Below are 17,653 nucleotides of genomic sequence, written 5' to 3'. Positions count from 1 at the left end.
GCCACCGGGGCAGGAGTCCCTGCTCCCGATGGCGTCGCCCGCACGGGCTCCTAGCGCTTGAACAGACGTGGCGCCAGGTCGATCAGGTTCTTCTGCCACACGTCCCAACCGTGCGGCCCGGGGGTCACCCCGTCGAACTCGTAGCGGATACCCAGGTTGTTCAACGTGGTCAGAGATGCCATGAAGCTCGGGTACACGAAGTCGGTCTGGTCTCCGACGTACAGGCGCAGCATCTTGGTCCCGTTGTTGATCGCCGCCACGTCGACGCCGGTGCCGCTGCCGAACCCGGCCGAGAGCGCCGCGACGTACGCGAACTCACCCGGATAGGCCCGGAGGACCCCGAGCGCCTGCCCGCCGCCCATCGACAGACCGGCGAGCGCCTGCTGTGACGACTCGCTGGAGATGTTGTAGCGGGCACGGGCCGTCGGCACGATGTTCTCCAGCAGTTCCCTGTTGAAGTTCGACGAGTTGCCGTTGCCCATCACAACCACCATCGGCACCAGGTCACCGTCGAGGAACTGGTGGTCGAGGATCTGCTTGGCGCGGCCCATCTCGACCCAGTCCGTGTAGCTCTGGCCGCTGCCGTGCTGCAGGTAGAGCACCGGGTACGGCTGCGACCGCCCGGGGTCGTACCCGGGTGGGGTCCACACCAGCGCGGTGCGATCCTGGCCCGCCACCGTGCTGGAATAGGTCATGCTCTCGACCTTGCCGCCCTGGCCGGCGGGCACGTCCGACAGCAGGCGGGCGCCCGGGCCCGGGATGAAGAAGGTGCTCCACATTGGCTCCGAGGTCACCTTCGTCGGGTTCGCGACGTCCTTGACCGCGACCCGGTCCACGATCAGCCGGTAGTAGTAGAACCAGGGCTTCAGGGGCCCCACGGTCAGTCGCCACCGGTCACCGTCGCGGGTCATCGGCACCCGCAGCCAACTGCCTCCCGGCGCCCAGTTCGCCCACACCGTGACGTGTTGGGCATCCTTGAACTCGGTGGTGGTCTCGAAGGTGACGAAGCCGTCCTTCGTGACGAAGGGGGTCGGGGTGGTGCCAGCCGGCGGTGGGGTGAACTCCCCCTTCAGCGGCTGGTGACCGGGGCTCGGGCCGTGGTCCGACACGTGCCCGAACAGCCGCGGCACGAAGTCGACGAGGTTCTCCTGCCAGGTGCGCCAGTTCGCGCCCCCGTCCGGGTTGACCCCGTCGAACTCGAACCTGACATCGGCGCGCTCCAGGGCCTTCGTCAGCCGGTAGGTGGGGTTGTGCGCGGGATCGGTCACGTTGCCGGTGTACAGGCGCAGCAGCTTGACGCCGCGGTTGATCGCCTTGGCGTCCCTCCGGTCGACGTTCGGAGCCGAGAGCCCCGAGAACCAGCCGACGTAGGCGAACTGACCCGGCTTGGCGAGCGCCGCCCCCAGTGCCTGCGTCGCCCCGTCGGACACGCCCGCGATGGCCTGGTGCGCCGGATCACGGAGCACCCGGTAGCGGTCGGCGACCGCCTTCCGGAGGTCCGTCAGCTCCTTGTCGTCCGAGCCGTTGGCATCGCTGATCACCACGACCATGGGCTTCATGGCGCCCTCGGCCGAGAGGTTGTCGAGGATCTGCTTGGTGCGGCCGAGATCCAGCCAGTCGGTGGCCGCTGCGCCGTCACCCGACTGTAGGAAGAGCGCCGGGTAATCCTTGGGACCCCCGGGGCCCTTCGGACCTTCGGGACCCTTGGCCGCGTACCCCGGCGGTGTCCAGACCAGGGCGGAGCGGTCACCGTTCCTGCTCCGGTAGGTCAGCGTCTCGACCTTGCCGCCGGCTCCCGACGGGGCGTCCACCAGCCACCGTGCCGAGTCACCGCCGACGAGGAAGGTGCTCCAGAGGGGATTGGACGCGACACTTGTGCTGTTCGTCGGGTCCTTGAGGCTCAAGGTGTCGTCGGCGGTGACCTGGTAGTGGTAGAGCCCCGGCTCGAGCGGGCCGAGGAAACCCGACCAGGCGTCACCACGGCGGGTCAGACCGAACTCCGCCACGGTGGATGAGGGGCCGAAGTTTCCCTCGACGACGACCTGTGACACGGAGCCCAGGTGCTCCTGGATGTACGCGGCCGGCACGCTGAACGAGGCGTAGCGGTCCGGGGAGACCACCAGCCACGGCGTGTCCGCGTTCGCCGGTTGTTGGGTGATCACAACCGCCGCGAGTGCCAGGACTCCAGCGGTCAACGCCGCCGAGAGTCGACGCACGCCCGATCGGCGTAAGCGTCCATGGTACGGTTCGATTGCCACGCTCCACTCCTTTCCTGCGCCGGTCGCGGATGCGACCCGACTGACCGGCTCAACTCATCGGTGGATCCTGCCGCGCGTGTGCCTCCCCACCTCCTTCATGCTCCTGCCACGGGCGTACCTGACGTGCTCGCTCGGTGCCGCGCGATGTCGGGCGTGACCGGTGGTCGCGCCGGTGGTCGTGTGTCATGGCCCTGCCGTGCTCTTCGGCGGCGCGGTCGAACCGCGGACGACAAGGCTGGTCGGCACCACTATCTGGCGTCCGCCCTCCCATTCGTCGGTCACCAGTGACTTGAGCATCCGCGCGGCCTCGTAGCCGAGCTGATACATCGACTGGTCCACGGTGGTCAGCCCCGGCTCGGTCAACGCCGACTCGGGGATGTTGTCGAACCCGACGACGGACAGGTCCGCGGGGACGGAGAACCCCAACTCGGTGGCAACCTCCAGCACCTTGAGGGCCATGCCGTCGCTCGCCGCGAAGATCGCCGTCGGCGGGTCCGTCCGTCGCAACAGTGCGCGGGCCAACGGGGCGGCCGACTCGGGGTTGAAGTCACCCTCGCCGATCAACGTCGGGTCGACCGGGATGCCGGCGTCGGCCAGCGCCGCCCGGTAGCCCTCCTCTCGCGACCACGCCGCCGCCAGGCTGGAGCGGCCCGCGATGAAACCGATGCGCCGGTGGCCCAGGTCGAGAAGGTGCTTGACCGCGGTGGTGGCACCCGCGAGGTTGTCGGCCGTCACCGAGGGCGTAGTCGAGCCCCGCACCGGGTCGATGGCCACGACCGGTGTCCGGCTCTGCACCTCACCAAAGGGTGTGACGACGATGCACCCGTCGGTGAGGGTGCCCGACAGGCGGGTCACGTGCCGCTGCTCCCAGCCCTCCAGATAGGACCCGTAGAGGTCGCTGTTGGCATAGATGATCAAGTCGAAGCCCGATCGACTCAACGCCTTCATCACCCCCTTGAGCACCTCGGCCGTGTACGAAGGAAAGCTGTGCGCCACGAGGCCCAGAACATTGGTGCGGCTGCGCCGGAGGCTCGAAGCCACCAGACTCGACTCGTAGCCGAGCTGCTCGATGGCGGAACGGACCTGAGCGATCGTCCGGGCACTGACGCCGTAATGCCCGTTGACCACGCGCGAGACGGTGGCGGTGGAAACGCCGGCGGCCCGAGCGACATCACTCATTGTTACCGGCGCATTGACCTCGATCATGCGACTCCCTCTGGACTGCAATCGTTATCGGTTACGTTTCCAGGGTGTTGCCAACGTAACTGAGAGCGTTAACAAACACAAGACCCTCTCGCCCTTGAGCGACCCCCGATAAGACGGTCCTACCAGGAGGCTTTCACGGGCATGGCACACCACCAGTCGCCGTCGCGGATGCACGAACAACTGTCACTCTCGGTGGCCGATGTGGAGAGCGGATCCGCCGCCTGAATCAACCCGCTGCCGACGGATCGGCACGGTCAGTCAGGATCGGTCCCACGACGGTGGCTGCCGTCAACCATCGACGTAGCTCGGCTGAGTCTATGGTTCCGCAATGGCCACCCGGTCACCCCAATCACCGCGACGACGTGTTCGTCCGCCCCGTCCGTCACGACGCCTCCTGCTCCTGGCCACGTACACGGACGGCGGCAGGTAAGCGGTGTCGACTGAGGCGTGCCGGGAGCAGGACGCCCGCTCGGGTGGGGGCCGCGCGGGGCGGGCCGCCCGGCAGAAGCATTGATCACGGGCGTCGTGTTCCCTTGCGTAAACGTAATCGGTAACGTTTACATTGATCGAGAACGTAATCGACGGGCATCGTCTTGTCCAGAGCTCGCACTGACCCCACCACCCCCCGGTTCCGGCACGGCGGCGGAGATCTCGGCGTCCGGACCGCGCACGAAGGGAGCCAGTCCTGAACCCCCACCAGCACACGGCGCCGGAGCACCTGGCCGGCACCGAGAGTCCACTCCCCTACCGCTGCGGGCTGCCAGCCCGGTCCTGGCCGGACCGGCAGGTCGCCATCAGGCCAACGGTCCGCGGGGTGGCATCGTGAACACCGCGCGCCTGACCCTGGACCCACGTCGACGCGTGGCACCGGTGCCGCGCCGGCTCTTCGGCTCGTTCGTGGAGCATCTGGGTCGCTGTGTCTACGGAGGCATCTACGAGCCGGGGCATCCGTCGGCCGACGCGGACGGCTTCCGCGCCGACGTCCTCGCCCTGGTCCGCGAGTTGGGTGTCACCACGGTCCGCTATCCGGGTGGCAACTTCGTCTCGTCCTACCGCTGGGAGGACGGCGTCGGCCCGGTCGACCAACGACCGGCCCGACTCGACCTCGCCTGGCACAGCCTGGAGACCAACGCGTTCGGGCTGGACGAGTTCATGCGCTGGCTCGGCAAGGCGGACGTCGAGCCGATCATGGCGGTCAACCTCGGCACCCGTGGCACCGCCGAGGCGGTCGACCTCCTTGAGTACGCGAATCACCGCGGCGGGAGTCACCTCGCCGACCAGCGCCGGGACAACGGCACGCCCGACCCGTACGGGATCAGGCTGTGGTGCCTCGGCAACGAGATGGACGGCCCGTGGCAGGTGGGTCAGCGGACGGCAACCGAGTACGGGCGTCTCGCCGCGCAGACCGCGAAGGCCATGCGCCGGTTCGATCCCGACCTCGAACTCATCGCCTGCGGCTCGTCGCACTACGGCATGCCCACGTTCGGCACCTGGGAACGGGACGTGCTGACCGAGGCGTACGACGACGTCGACCTGATCTCGCTGCACGCCTACTACCAGCCGGTCGACGACGACCTGCCCAGCTTCCTCGCCTCTGCCGCGGACATGGACAGGTACATCGACTCCGTCACCGCCATCGCCGACTCCGTCGGGGCGATCCGGAAGTCGACCAAGAAGATCATGATCGCGTTCGACGAGTGGAACGTCTGGTACCAGTCCGCCGCACCGTCCACGCCGCCGAGCGGTGCGGACTGGCCGGTCGCGCCGCCGCTGTTGGAGGATCACTACAGCGTGGCCGACGCGGTCGTCGTCGGCGGCCTGCTCATCAGCCTGCTCCGGCACAGCGACCGGGTGACCGCGGCGTGCCAGGCCCAACTGGTCAACGTCATCGCACCGATCATGACCGAACCAGGGGGCGCGGCCTGGCGTCAGACCATCTTCCACCCGTTCGCCCGTACCGCCCAGCACGCCCGGGGAGCGGTGCTCGACGTACTCCGCGACGGCAGCACGACGACCACCGACCGCTACGGCGAGGTCGACGCCGTCGACGCGGTCTCCACCTGGGACGAGAGCACCGGCGAGATGACCGTGTTCCTCGTCAACCGCGTCACCGACACCCCTGCGGAGGTGACCGTCGACGTCAGCGGCGCCCAGGTGACCGGGATCGTCGAGTGCGTCACGGTCGGTGGCACCGACCTTGGTGCCAAGAACACGCCCGACGGCCCGGACCACGCGGCGCCGCGCCCCAACGGCACAGCGCAACAGGCCGGCGCCGGTGTCCGGCTGACGCTTCCAGCCACGTCCTGGAGCATGCTGCGGTTGAAGGCCACGGAAGCGACAGCGTGATCGGCTGACCAACCGTCGGTCACCTCCGTCAGGGCGGATGCGAGAGTAAGCGATATACCTCAGAGTCATATTCATACCTCTGAGGTATATCGCTCATCGAAGGAACTACCTCCGGCGACCGTCACCCACGGTGAGATGCCGCCCCCACCGCCGCCGACGAGATCGAATCACCGATCAGGAGGGCACCGCCTCGTCGAGGATGACGCGCAACGGGTGCGGGGCGCTGGTGGCGAGGTCGCCGAGCACGGCGAGCAGCAGACCGTACTGATCGGACGGCTCGTCGACGAGCAGCTGACCGGCATCGGTGATCAGCAGGGTGAGCGGACCGGCGTCGAGCCGGTCCCGGAGCACGTCGAAGAGGGCGTCCCAGGTCTCCCCCAGGTACGCCGGCAGGGTCAGCACGGCGGCGAGCGCGGCGAACAACCCGGCCCTGGTCCGCGTCGTCGCTCCGGCCAACACCACCGCGCCGGGTACGTAGAGGCCGCCGTCGTGGCGGACGATCAGCCAATCGGGCACCCGACCCGCGTGCTCGTCGACCATCACGCTCAGAGCCGATAGAAGTCGGTGTAGTGGTTGGGCGAGAACCAGGTGACCCCGGTGCTGCGGTTCACCACGATCCGGTACGCGTCCCGGGCGGCGCCCTGGGTGCGCGGGTAGACGTCGTACTCGTAGTAGGTGGCGTTGGTGGGCAGTTGACCCTCGTAGTTGTAGAACTGGCCGCCGGCGAAGTTGGACTTCCCGCCGCTCCAGGAGTACCAGCCGCGGCTGGTCGGAAACCCCTTGGCGGACCAGCCCGAACGGGCCGTGCGGGCGTCCGCGCAGCGGCTCATGGTGCAGGAGCTGTAGACCGCCGCCGAGGCCGGGTCGGTCAACCGAGGGGAGACCACGGACGGGCCGACCAACGCGGCGGCGACCATGGCGAGGAGCAGGGCGAGGGTGGTGGTACGCCGGCGGATCGCGCCGAGCGTGGCCAGCGGGGACACGAGGGTGGACACAGGCTGCCTCCAGAACATCCAATCCATCGATCCGCGTGATTGTCGGATCGGACCCAGTCTCACCGCTGCCGGTCGGCGACAACAGCCCTCGCCACCCCAACTGCTCCACAATGCTGGGTTAACCCAGAATGATCATCTGTCTCGGCGCGCCCGATCGGGCGGCAGCAGGCGACGGCGCGGTGTCGGTGTCGGGTGCGGACGTGACGGCGTGGCGACGGGCAAATCGGTCACCGGTTGTTAGCGTGAAACGCGGATCCGTGACTGTGGAGGGGTGCCATGACGGACGCCCCCGATGGGAGGCCGAGGCCTGCGGACCAGTGGCGACACCGGGGCATCCGTGGGCTGACCATCGCCCGTGACGCGAGTGTCCGCGGTTGGCGGTGGTGGGCGCGAACCTGGGATCGGCTGGTCGCCGAACTTCAGGACGAGGCGCCCGTCGGGTCCGCCGCCGCACCGTCACCGTCCGGCCCGCTCGTCGAACAGCGCGACGCGCCCCGGCTGATCGCGGTGCCCGCACGCGGGTACGTGTACTCGTTCTACCTCCGCGCCACCTTCGCCTGGTCGTCACCGGCGAGTCTGCGGGCCGAGGTGCTGAGCTGGTACGTGCAGTACTTCCAGCCCAACGCGATCCAGCGACTGACGCGGATCGCTGCCGACGCCGCCCGGGACCTACCGCCGCACCGGGCCGGGGACCTCGAACTGGCGTTGCAGCAGGCGCTCGCCGAGGACCCCGTGTGGCACTACCAACGGGGTGACATCGTCATCACCTGCCGCCCCGACGCCGCGGTCCGCCTCGACGAGCGGATCATGCCGGCGCTCCAGCCGCACGTCGACCGGCTGGTCGAGCTGGAGTACCAGTTCGACGAGCAGCTTCGCCAGGCGCGCTACGCCGAGGAGCTGAGCCGCCAGTGGGTGACGCTTCTCGGTGCCCATGCCGAGGACCAGGACATTGCCGACGCCCGCGAGCACATGCTCACCGCGCAGAAGGACGCGGCCCGCTGGATCACCGAACTCCTCCGCCGCCACACCGAGCACCCAACCGACGCGGTGACCGCGCCACCGATCCCGCCGCAGCAAACCCGCGAGACCTCGACGCCGCCGAACTCCTAACAGCACCCTGTCGCCCCGCCCCGCCCCGCCCCGCCCCGCCTTCATGATCAATTGATGAGAAGTAGGTCTGGGTGGCTCTTGGCACCTACTTCTCATCAATTGATCATGGGAGTAGGGCGTCGGCGGACGGCGAGGATGGCGCAGGCCTCCTGGCGGACCTGCACCGGGTCTGCGATGAGGCGTCGGTGGGTGAAACGAACGACGAGGATGCCGATGGTCGCGAGCAGCGCGTCGCGCCGGAGGTCGATCTCACGCTCGGCCGGATTGCCGTGGCTGGTCGCGCCGTCCAGTTCAATGTCGACCCGCTCCGCCTCGGCGAACATGTCGAGGTAGATGGTCCGGCCGCCGACCCGCACCCGCGCCTGCCGCCTGAAGGTCGGCATACCTGGGCCGGTGAACACGTGGTCGTGGCCCCAGATCTCCAACGGGCTTCGACAGCCAGCGGCGAGCCGGTCCAGCAAGAGTCGCAGCGCCTCGCGCTCCGTCATCCTCGGCACCTCGGCAAGAGCGGCGACGAGGCGTTGCGGGGTGGTCAGCCGGTCGTTGACCGCGCGTATGAGAAGGCTCGCTCGGTCGGCCGGTGGCAACAGCGGCCAACAGTCCACCAGGGTCCGGTCGAGCCGGGTAGTCGGCAAACCTCCCCGCATCACCACCTGTGGCGGCGCAACCGCAAAACCGGAGCGATGGCGTACGACGAGATGTGGCCGGTCACGCAGGCCCGACCCGATGGGCAGGTCGAGCTGCACCGCCTCCCCCGGTGGCTGGCGGCGCAGACCCCACACGTCGAGCGCGGTCAGGCAGCTGAGCGCGGCACGCCCGTCGGTGTACGCCAGCGCCGCCCGGCGGGCCAACTCCGGCTCGACCCGGGCCAGCATCGGCAGGTCGCTGGTGGTGCCACGGATCAGCTCGCCGTCGACGTAGATCCCGGGCAGCAGCCGTGCCAGCCGACCAGCGCGCCAAGCAGTTTGGATCGTCCAGGCCGGCGCCACCCGCATCACGGCTCGTCGAGTCACCAGCCCATCACCGCGTACGAGCAGGAGATGCAGCCTCGGGTCCACCGGGCCCACCCTGCCCGGGCCTGCTAACGGAACGGTGCCCGCACCGCACGCCCCTCGTTGGCAGACACGTGGCCCGGTTCATTTCGCCAATGACAAGTAGCGCTGCTGTCTGATTCTTGTCATCGACAGTGGAATGAGCGCCATCCGGCCTTCAGTTCGAACCCTTCGCTGCCCATAGGTTGACTCACCTTGTCCGTTTCGGCGATAGTCGTCGCCCGCAGGGCAACGAGAATGAGCACAAGTGAGCCTCAAGCCGTATCGGCCGCCGTCAGCAGACCCGGCACGATCTTCACCACCCTAGGAGAATTGCATGGGTTTCTTCAACAAGAAGGAGCAGAAGATCCGGAAGATCCCACCGCCTCCACCCCCGACTGCGTCGCAGGACGACCTGCACGACGCCCGTCGGCTTGTGCAGGACTTCCTCGTGGCGGTCGGCAACGACGCGAGGATGCGTGTCACGGCACTAGCGGTCTCGCGCGCTGGTGGCGGTCCAAAGGATTTTGAAAGCGCGCTGAGGAATAGCTATAGCACCGGCGACACCGGCATGGATCGCCCCTGGCACTGGCTCGTCGCCGTAAGCCGCGAGGCTCGGACCGCAGGAGACGTCGCTCTCATCGCCGCTGTCGCCCTTTTCGTCAACATCTGGGACACCCAACTACGGCACAAAATCCTGCTGGCCGATACGGCCGACATGATGCTTGGCGCCCCTCCGACTGACGTCACCAAGGAAATCTATTCCATTGCGGTGCTGACCCTGCCCGGCCCTTTCCCGAGCCAGACGGTAGTCGACAACGCCACCGGGTCCGTGAAGATCCATGAGGTGCAGAAGAAGTGCGCAATAGATGCCCTCGGTGCCGGGATCGCGATCTCGCCCGAGGTGAGGGCGGCGGCCCAACTGATCCTGAATCGTCAATGAACGTCCGCAACGCGGGGTTGACCGACGGAGGGGCACTCGATGGATCATCTACTGCAGTTGGCGCGCCAACAACTTGAGCAGACCAAACGTGCCCTCACTCGTGCCAGCCTGGAGTACGTCGAACTCGATCCCTTTGTCATGGGTGTCGGCGTCGCGGTCCCTTACGGTCCAACGGACTATGTCATCATCTCGATCTCCGGGGGCGGCAACGAATCCGTGTTGAACCTGACGTCAGGCGTTCTCCAGGACCTTCCTCAGGACCCCCTTCCCATCCTTGACGTCTGCAACAAGCTCACTCGCGACAATCCCATCTTTCCGCACTTCCTCCACGACGCGGAGGCGGGCTGGGCCGTACTGGTGCAGCACCGAGCGCTCGCCACCGTCCTGTACGACGTTCCGGGGCTGATGAAGGTGATCGTCGAGAACCTGCCCGTTATTGCGCGGCAGAGCCGCGAAAAGCTGGCCGCGGCCGGAGTAGTGGGCCGCCCGTACATCTGGAGCCCCGCTGACGCCAATCACCTGCTTATCCGCTCGATGATGTAGGTGCCGGCACCGCAAACACCATCACGGCCTGGGTGTGCAGTCAGGCCGGTGGTGTCGGTGAACAACGCCCGGCGCACCCTTGTTCGCCTCCCCGCGACGGCAGCGAACTTCCGGCCTGGAAGAAGGACTACAACACCGGTCACCGCAAAATCCGCGCCTGCGTCAAACACGCCTTGGCCCGCCGCCTCAAGACCTACAAAATTCTGTGCGACTACCGCCGCGCCGGCCGCACCCTCGCGGTCACTGCGGCCGGAATTGCCCACCTACATAACATCGCTCTGGCCGGCTGATCCTCCATCCGCTGCCAGGCCACCCCTGCATCGAGTTACGAGACCTCGCTTAGGCAACATCAGCCTCGACCCATGCAAGATCGTCGCCGCCGCACTCGTTTTGCTCTACACCGAAGACGACTGCACCACATGATCAGCGCCGGTAGTCAGAACATTGCGCGGAATAGCTAAATGAGGGCGGACAGCCGCAGGATCCGGGCGACGGCAACAAATGGTCGACTACCGCTGCCCGAAGCTCCAATGCGACCTCGGCCGAAAGTCGCACTCGAACTGACAGATCTTGTACAGCGCGCGGACCAAGGGTTGCGATTCCGTCATCAGTAGAGTGCACTCACCCTTACTCCGAACGAAGGGCAGGAGATCGGTGCAATGGCACCGTTGCTCTTGACGTATAAATCATCCTATACGCAAAGAAACGGAAAGAGAGGTTCTAATGGCGACCTGGGCCGACCTGAAATCCTATGCACGATCGAACTACAAGATCTCCGATGAGCAGCAGGACTTGATCAAGCTCGTCTTCGAGACGGGGAACCTGCGTTCGCAGGCAGTGCTGCTCTGCCATGTCACATTGGCGGACGCAGATGAGGATTGGGTGCAGATCGAGTCCCCCTTCGGTGAGTTGAACTCGGTGAACCTGGTCCAGGCGCTGCGCGAGGTGGGGAACACCCTCTGCGGCGGCGTGTCCGTCGTGGGAGACATGGTGACATTCCGCCACGCCGTGCCTCTGCTCAACCTGAACATCAACGAGTTCGAACGGCCACTGGCGCTCGTCACGTCGACTGCGGACCGGCTTGAGCACCTTCTCACCGGGGCCGACCGGTACTGACCGTCGCCCGAGGCGGGTAGGCGACGGTGGACTGCCTGCCTGCCTGCCTCCCGACCCAGACTCCGGCGAAGAAGGACTACGGTTTCGAACTCGAAGGCAGCAGCACCAGCGACGTCAACGTCCGCGCTCTGCTGACGGCGTTCGCCGGTCGCATCCGGCCCTCATGGCCAAGCGCCTTGCGATCGAAAGGAATGCCGAAAGAGTCGATGGGTACTGAAGGTGGCTGATCCAGGCCGACTGAACAAAGTGGTATGACGACACGGCAGCACAACGGTCTATGTTGGTGATCGGTTGCAGAAAACGGGTACCGATGAGCGGCTGCGTGCACCGATCATCGCTGGCGCCTTGCCCTCGGGCCGCTTCACCACATAGAACTTTCTGCATGAGGGTTCCATCTCCTACCAGTGGTAGCGACCGTGGCTGGCTGCCGCACGCCGGTGAACTTTTCACCGACCGCGAGACTGAGTCACAGGCGTTTAAGGCGGCGCTGGCGAGGTTCCGTGTGCTGATTGACCAGGATGACGAGGTCGGTCTTGCCCGGCGCAATCTCGTCACCTTCTACGGGCTCGGCGGCATCGGCAAGACAGCCTTGTCAGAGCGACTGGAGGCGTGGGTCAAGCACGACCTGCCGCTCGTCAATGGTTGGGGGCCGGCGCCGGCCACGAAGGTCGACGCAATCGTCCGCATTGATCTCCACGGCTCCGCCGGGCAAATTGACATGACGGCGGTGCTGCTCGCGCTACGCGCCGGCGTCGCGGGCATTCGCCGCCGCTGGCCTCTCTTCGATCTCGCTTTCACCGCCTACTGGTCCGCAGTGCGCCCTGGCGAGCCGCTGCCAAGTATTCACAGCCGCGGCGAGTACGCCGACGTCGTCGCCGACACGGCCGGTGAGATCCTAAAAGACCTGGGATCCGCGGCCGACTACACCGTGGGCACTCCGGTCGGCATCGGCGTGTGGGGCGTCCGGAAGATCATCGGAATCCTACGCCGGCGGCGTGACGTACGGCTCGGTGTGAGCGCATTCGCTGGCTTCGAAGAGTTCCTTCTGCGTTGCGCGGACGACCCCAGCCCGACGGAGGCACGGCCGGTCCTCGCCTGCGAAATTGCGGCGATCCTGTCATGGGAGTTGGCGGCGATGGTGCCGTCCCCGCTCTTGACGGTGTTCGTCGACACCACCGAGCGCCTTGCGCTGGATCCGCGAAGAATGTCCGAGTGCCACCTGAATACGCTGATCCATGACATGCCGAATGTCCTGTTCGTGCTGACCGGGCGGAACATGCTGGACTGGTACGACGAAAGCCGAGCCGACCTGCCGTACCGCGGCCGGTGGACGTGGCCAGGCTTGGTGCCAGGTGCACAGGACGCGCCGCGGCAGCATCTCGTCGGTAACCTCTCGCCGTCTGACACGCGGGCGCTGATCGAGCGCGGGCGGCGCCTACTTGACCTGCCGATGAGCGACGCGGTGGTTGAGGAACTCGTTCGATCTTCGGCCGGCCTGCCCCAGTACCTCGAGCTCGCCCGACAGGTAGCGCTCTCCGCAAAGGACGCCGGCAAGGGTCGATTGATCCAGGTCAACGAGGTGACCGGGGGGCTCCGCTCGCTGGTAATGCGCGTCTTGGACGACATTCCTGCCGACGAGCAGCGGGCAATCCGAGCTGCCTGTCTGTTCCGCGTCTTCGACACGGCGCTCATCGCCGCGGCTGCGGATGTTGACCACGGGTGCGCCGAGCGGGCCGTCACCCGTCCTATGATCGATCGGCAGGACGGCCAACGTTTCCCGTACCGAATGCACGACGCGGTGCGGGAAGCGATCCGTCGCACTGATCACCAGGTCACCGGCGGCTGGTCCGAGCGCGACTGGGAGCTGGCCGCCAGCCGTGCCGCCGCAGCGGCGCGGCTGATGCACGACGCTGCCAAGGAACGCGAGGACAACAGCGCGGTTCTAGATGCCGTCGGCATCGCCATCGGGCTGGTGTGCGAGCAGAACACCACGCTGGAGGTTTCGCCGAGTACCTCCTACGCGGATTGGCTATCGAGGGCCATCGTGTTCAGCCCGTCCGTGCAGGGGCTGCGCCCCCGGGTGCCGCCGGCGAGCAGAACAGAATACGGCCGGCAGGTGCTGAACTTCATTGCCGCCAAGTCCCTGGAGACGCCCGCCGAGGAACGTCTGCGGCTCCTTCGTGAGATTTCCCGTGCCAACCACCCGTTGCGCAACGTCGCCCGCCGGCATCTCGGCTACACCCTCAAGGCGCAGTACCGCTGGGACGAAGCGCTGGATGTCTTCGACGAGCTTTCGGCGGAGGTTCCGACCTCGTTGCACCTGGGGCAGCGGCCTCAGGTTCTGAGCACGACACGCCGATTCGTGGAGGCCCGGGACGCCGCCGCGAACCTTCGAGTCCAGGCACTGATCACTCGCGCCCAGGAGTACGCACACGGCCGCCCGCAACGGTACTTCGCTGAAATAGGCGAGAAGCTGTCGAAGCTGCGTGCCGCTGGCCGCCAGCGGGAATACCTTGAGGATCTCGGGTTGTACCTCGAACGCCGGGCGTTCCTGCATAGCAACCTCGCAGTTGACGAGGTTGACAGCTTCCGTGATCAGGCCGAACTCGTCGGCCATACCGTCGCTACCCGCAGCGCCTTGCTCGCCATGGTTCTCGTGCACCGGTCCGATCCCGCGGAGATCTCGGTCATACTCAGTCGGCTCAAGGCCCTGGACCTGGCGTCCAGCCCTACCGACGTGATCGGGTACCGATACGCAGTTGCGGAGTTCTGTGACGCCCGATTGGCTGGCGACCGGAACCGATTGACTGCGCTGCAGCAGGAAGTCGACGGTTTAGGGGCCCGCACCCGTTCGTGGGTGCCCGTCGAATGCTTCCTTCAATCGGTCGGCCTGCCGGTCCGGCCGGTGCCGACACAGTGGCTCGAGCCATACGACCTGGTTAATCGGCGCTGGGCCCGACATCTACGCTCTTACCTCAGCCGCCACAACGTTCAATAAGACATCCTCTTCTCCGGGTGCAAAATGCTCGCGCGAAGCTTCCTGCTGCGCGGCGAACGTTCATGAGCCTCGATCCACCCGTTTCCGGGACGGTTTTAGCCGGGCAGGCCATTGCGTCGATGACGCCGCACGAAGGTGTACCCCTGCGGCAGCGGCCGGTCGACCACTTCCGAGGCGCGTACCGCGTCCCGGTGCGCGTCCATCTGCCCATCCGACGCCTCTGCTCCAAGAGGCAGACGCCGGACGAATGGTGCCACCCAGTGCTCGTGCCGGGGCCCGCCCCAGCCGTCCCGGACATCGCGCTGCACCTCGAGCGCGTGAACGCGTGGCACATACCGCAGCAGGTCGCTGCGGACGTGTCCAGGGCGCGGCGGATACCAAGGGCGACCGTCCGCGTCCAGGCTGCCTTCGACACGTTCGAGGCGGCCGGCTCTCAGCAACTGCTCGACCGCTTTCGGAACCCGGTCGTGCAGATGTCGTGGCATGCCGACTGCCATGCAGTTTCGTATCAGCGCAGGCTCGGCCAGCATGGCTACGCCGTCAACACTGAGGTAACCGAGCTTACGCAACGTCCGCAGAACCCAGCTCGCGTCCGACAGGTCCGGGACCTCCCGGTCCTGGTCGGAACCAGGAGCGCTCTCCCGGGTAACGACCTGAGCGTCGTAGCGGTGCCGGAACTCGACGTCGTCTACGCACTCCGGCTGCGGTAGTAACGTTGTGCGGGCCTTGATCACATTGGAGTCAAGGCGCCACCGGAATGTCACGATCACCCCTGGTGTCAGGTCCTGAGGCCAACGAATACCGCCGAGTTCCCATTGGCCGCCGCGACGACGCAGGGTAACGCCCTGCGTAGCAACGAACGGAACTCTCGAACTTTCTTCGTGGTCCATACGCAGGCGGAGTGCTCCCTCCTGCCATTGCTCCCCCTTCCGGGGTTCGGGCAGTGCACACCAGCCGCCGTCGATGTGCATTCGATGCAGAGCGGTGCGCCAGGCCAGCTCTTCACGGCGGATCGCCCCACCCTCCTGGCCGGACACCCACAAGGCGTGGTCGCCTTCCTCGTCCGGCCTGGTGGCCTGGCCGCCGAGTCCTCGACCCAGGCTACGCGCGACCATCTCAAGTTCCACCCGTAGGCGCCGCTGGCCATCCGGGCCGTCAGCCGCGGCGAGGGCCAACGCGGCGAAATGGCGCGCAACCTCGTCGCCGCGATGCGGACGAGGGCACGGGTCGGCGTACACGGAGATGTGCTGCCGGTAGACAGCAAGCTCTACGAGCAGACTGATCGTTGCCTCCGTCAGCGGCCTGGCCTGGTCGCGTGGAACGGTGCCGGTGCGCAGAACGTGCTGGACGACGGCGGCTGCGGCGGCGTCACGGGTCACCACGCGCACGCGGGACACGTTCTCACCGAGTGCCAGGGCGGCTTTGCAGATCACGTGGATCATTCCTTCCCCGGGCTCTGTCGACTTCCCGAAACCAGCCTGCACATCACCGTCTTCTGTCATCCAGGCGTACCCGAACCTCGGGGTGCCCTGCACGGTGTCAGCCGACACCACGGCGAGGGCGGCCGGAGCGGGGTGCTGTCGTCCGCCAGAGCAGATGAAGGCTTCCGGCTCGGACCCTGCACTCGACGGAGCGCTCGCCTTCTCAGGAGGTTCCGGGACGGCGGGCGTCCTCTCGACCCCGGGCGCGTTCGTCGGAACGGTGGTGGGCTCGGTCGTCTGCCCCGCCTGGTGCGCGTGCACATGGCTGACCACCTCGTGAGCGCAGGTCGCGCACGGGTGCGGGTCGGTGACCCTGGGGCACTGTGCGCGGTGGTCCGCACACGCCGATTCGACCAACGCTGCGAGTTTCGGATCCGCACCAGCGATCTCGGCCGCCGCCTCCCGGAGACACTCGGCCCGCAACTGCTGCATCGGAAGCGCACGGTGGAAACGGACGGCACGCAGCCGCAGTTCCTTGACGAGAAGCTCAGCCATGACACTGCGAGCACCAGCCCGTGCGCACGCTTTGACCGCGGCTTCCAGGTGGTCGGTGCGCAGGCCCTCTCTGCCGGGCGCAGCGGTGCCGAGCGTCTCCGCGATCTCGTCGCGGGCCAGCCTCAGTTTGTCGTACATCCGGCCAGATTGGGCCTCCCACCGTTCGACCACAGCGGGGTGCACGAGGAAGTCGTTCGGCCGGGTCTCGTTGGCATCGGCGCGGAGCACCCTCGAGAAGCCCTGGTTGTCCAGCCGCAGCAATGCCTTCACCTCGGCCGGAAGGGCTTCCTCCGCGTATGCGGCGTCCAGTTGACTGCCCGCCAGCCACGCCCAGATGTCTTCCGTCGGCACATCTATGGCACCTGAACGTAGCCCGCGGCGTTTCAGGGCAGTGGCGAGAGCGTCCCGTAACGGCTTGCCACCAAGGTGGCGCATCACCAGTGCGTCGAGGTAGTCCGGTGCAGTCGAGGATGCCCGGGCGAGGGTGAGCCACTCCTCGTGCCGGCCGTGAAGCTGGCGAAACACACGGCCACGTTCCTCGGCCAGCCGCTTCGCAACCTGGTCCGACCGGTAACGGATGGATTGGACGCCACGAACCCGCGCTATCAGCGACTCGCCTTCAGCCAGCAACTCCGCGTACCGCAGCGCGACTACGGTCACGTTCTTCTCGGCGAGCGCTTTCAACGCCTTTCGGTCTTCATAGGCGAGCCGCCGACGCTCGGCTCTGGCCCGCAGCAATTGCGCCAACCGATCTACGTCCTTGCGAAACTCGTCGGCCCGGTTGTTGGTAGGCGACGCATTCTCAGGCGCATGAGTAGCTTTCTCTGGCTGCAGAGATGTCTTCTCTTCGGTGGCCAGCAGCCTCCCGCAGCACCCGTTGCACATGACCGACAGCCAACTGCCATCCACGATGGCCACCCGCTGCGACGTCTTCTCCCGATCGCAGCGGGTGCAGAGGAAGGTAACCCGCTGCTGCAGTCGGTACTGCTGCAGGAGCCCGCGCGCCGGATAGATCAGGCTGATTCGCCAGCCATCCGGCATGCTCACGGTCACCGGCGCACCCTCCAGAAGTCCGCCGCCCGCACCGATCCCCCGTCGGCAACCAGCACCAGATAATCCTTTCTACGCTTT

General features: G+C 66.8%; 13 protein-coding genes. 7 read left to right on the top strand and 6 right to left on the bottom strand.

The genetic code is table 11. The features are described from left to right. Positions 1–50: 50 nt before the first annotated feature. Together C7C45_RS26080 and C7C45_RS26075 are read right to left on the bottom strand one after the other, a co-directional pair. Positions 51–2,216, bottom strand: coding sequence for an alpha/beta hydrolase (locus C7C45_RS26080; protein ID WP_244200567.1), 2,166 nt, complete (start codon positions 2,214–2,216; stop codon positions 51–53). Between the two features lie 225 nt (positions 2,217–2,441). After that, positions 2,442–3,464, bottom strand: coding sequence for a LacI family DNA-binding transcriptional regulator (locus tag C7C45_RS26075; protein WP_110566343.1), 1,023 nt, complete (start codon positions 3,462–3,464; stop codon positions 2,442–2,444). A gap of 822 nt (positions 3,465–4,286) precedes the next feature. Here C7C45_RS26075 and arfA point away from each other — a divergent pair. Further along, positions 4,287–5,810, top strand: a complete 1,524-nt coding sequence (gene arfA, locus C7C45_RS26070) for an arabinosylfuranosidase ArfA (RefSeq protein ID WP_110566342.1) — start codon at positions 4,287–4,289, stop codon at positions 5,808–5,810. Positions 5,811–5,984: 174 nt separating this feature from the next. Here the strand turns inward: arfA and C7C45_RS26065 are convergent, their stop codons facing one another. Both C7C45_RS26065 and C7C45_RS26060 read right to left on the bottom strand, forming a co-directional pair. Beyond that, positions 5,985–6,350 carry a barstar family protein gene (locus C7C45_RS26065; protein WP_244200580.1) on the bottom strand — a complete coding sequence of 122 codons (366 nt, stop codon included), beginning with the start codon at positions 6,348–6,350 and terminating at the stop codon, positions 5,985–5,987. A gap of 5 nt (positions 6,351–6,355) precedes the next feature. Then, positions 6,356–6,805: a ribonuclease domain-containing protein gene (locus tag C7C45_RS26060; RefSeq protein ID WP_244166133.1), complete on the bottom strand. Its 450-nt coding sequence runs from the start codon at positions 6,803–6,805 to the stop codon at positions 6,356–6,358. Between the two features lie 276 nt (positions 6,806–7,081). Between C7C45_RS26060 and C7C45_RS26055 the strand changes: the two genes are divergently transcribed. Next, on the top strand, positions 7,082–7,915 hold the full coding sequence (locus C7C45_RS26055) for a hypothetical protein (protein ID WP_110566340.1): 834 nt from the start codon (positions 7,082–7,084) through the stop codon (positions 7,913–7,915). Positions 7,916–8,010: 95 nt separating this feature from the next. Here the strand turns inward: C7C45_RS26055 and C7C45_RS26050 are convergent, their stop codons facing one another. Then, the gene (locus C7C45_RS26050) at positions 8,011–8,973 is read right to left on the bottom strand and encodes a DUF559 domain-containing protein (protein WP_110566339.1); all 963 of its coding nucleotides are present in this window, start codon (positions 8,971–8,973) and stop codon (positions 8,011–8,013) included. Positions 8,974–9,283: 310 nt separating this feature from the next. Between C7C45_RS26050 and C7C45_RS26045 the strand changes: the two genes are divergently transcribed. The 5 genes from C7C45_RS26045 to C7C45_RS26030 all read left to right on the top strand — a co-directional run bounded on the left by C7C45_RS26045 (position 9,284) and on the right by C7C45_RS26030 (position 14,546). Further along, positions 9,284–9,889, top strand: a complete 606-nt coding sequence (locus tag C7C45_RS26045; protein ID WP_110566338.1) for a hypothetical protein — start codon at positions 9,284–9,286, stop codon at positions 9,887–9,889. A 39-nt stretch (positions 9,890–9,928) separates the two neighbouring features. Further along, complete coding sequence (locus C7C45_RS26040) at positions 9,929–10,432, top strand: hypothetical protein (RefSeq protein ID WP_110566337.1); 504 nt, start codon at positions 9,929–9,931, stop codon at positions 10,430–10,432. A 32-nt stretch (positions 10,433–10,464) separates the two neighbouring features. Continuing rightward, positions 10,465–10,722, top strand: coding sequence for a hypothetical protein (locus C7C45_RS33735; protein WP_146247411.1), 258 nt, complete (start codon positions 10,465–10,467; stop codon positions 10,720–10,722). A gap of 433 nt (positions 10,723–11,155) precedes the next feature. Next, entirely contained in the window at positions 11,156–11,548 is a 393-nt protein-coding gene (locus tag C7C45_RS26035; protein ID WP_110566336.1) for a hypothetical protein, read from the top strand. Positions 11,549–12,050: 502 nt separating this feature from the next. Then, the gene (locus C7C45_RS26030) at positions 12,051–14,546 is read left to right on the top strand and encodes a hypothetical protein (RefSeq protein ID WP_110566335.1); all 2,496 of its coding nucleotides are present in this window, start codon (positions 12,051–12,053) and stop codon (positions 14,544–14,546) included. 95 nt (positions 14,547–14,641) lie between these two features. Here the strand turns inward: C7C45_RS26030 and C7C45_RS26025 are convergent, their stop codons facing one another. Further along, entirely contained in the window at positions 14,642–17,575 is a 2,934-nt protein-coding gene (locus tag C7C45_RS26025; protein ID WP_110566334.1) for a hypothetical protein, read from the bottom strand. Positions 17,576–17,653: the final 78 nt, after the last annotated feature.

The sequence above is a fragment of the Micromonospora arborensis genome (genome assembly GCF_003205615.1).
Taxonomy (GTDB): Bacteria; Actinomycetota; Actinomycetes; order Mycobacteriales; family Micromonosporaceae; genus Micromonospora; species Micromonospora arborensis.
The sequence above is the reverse complement of the archived record's forward strand: the minus strand, read 5'-3'. Positions and strand labels throughout refer to the sequence as shown.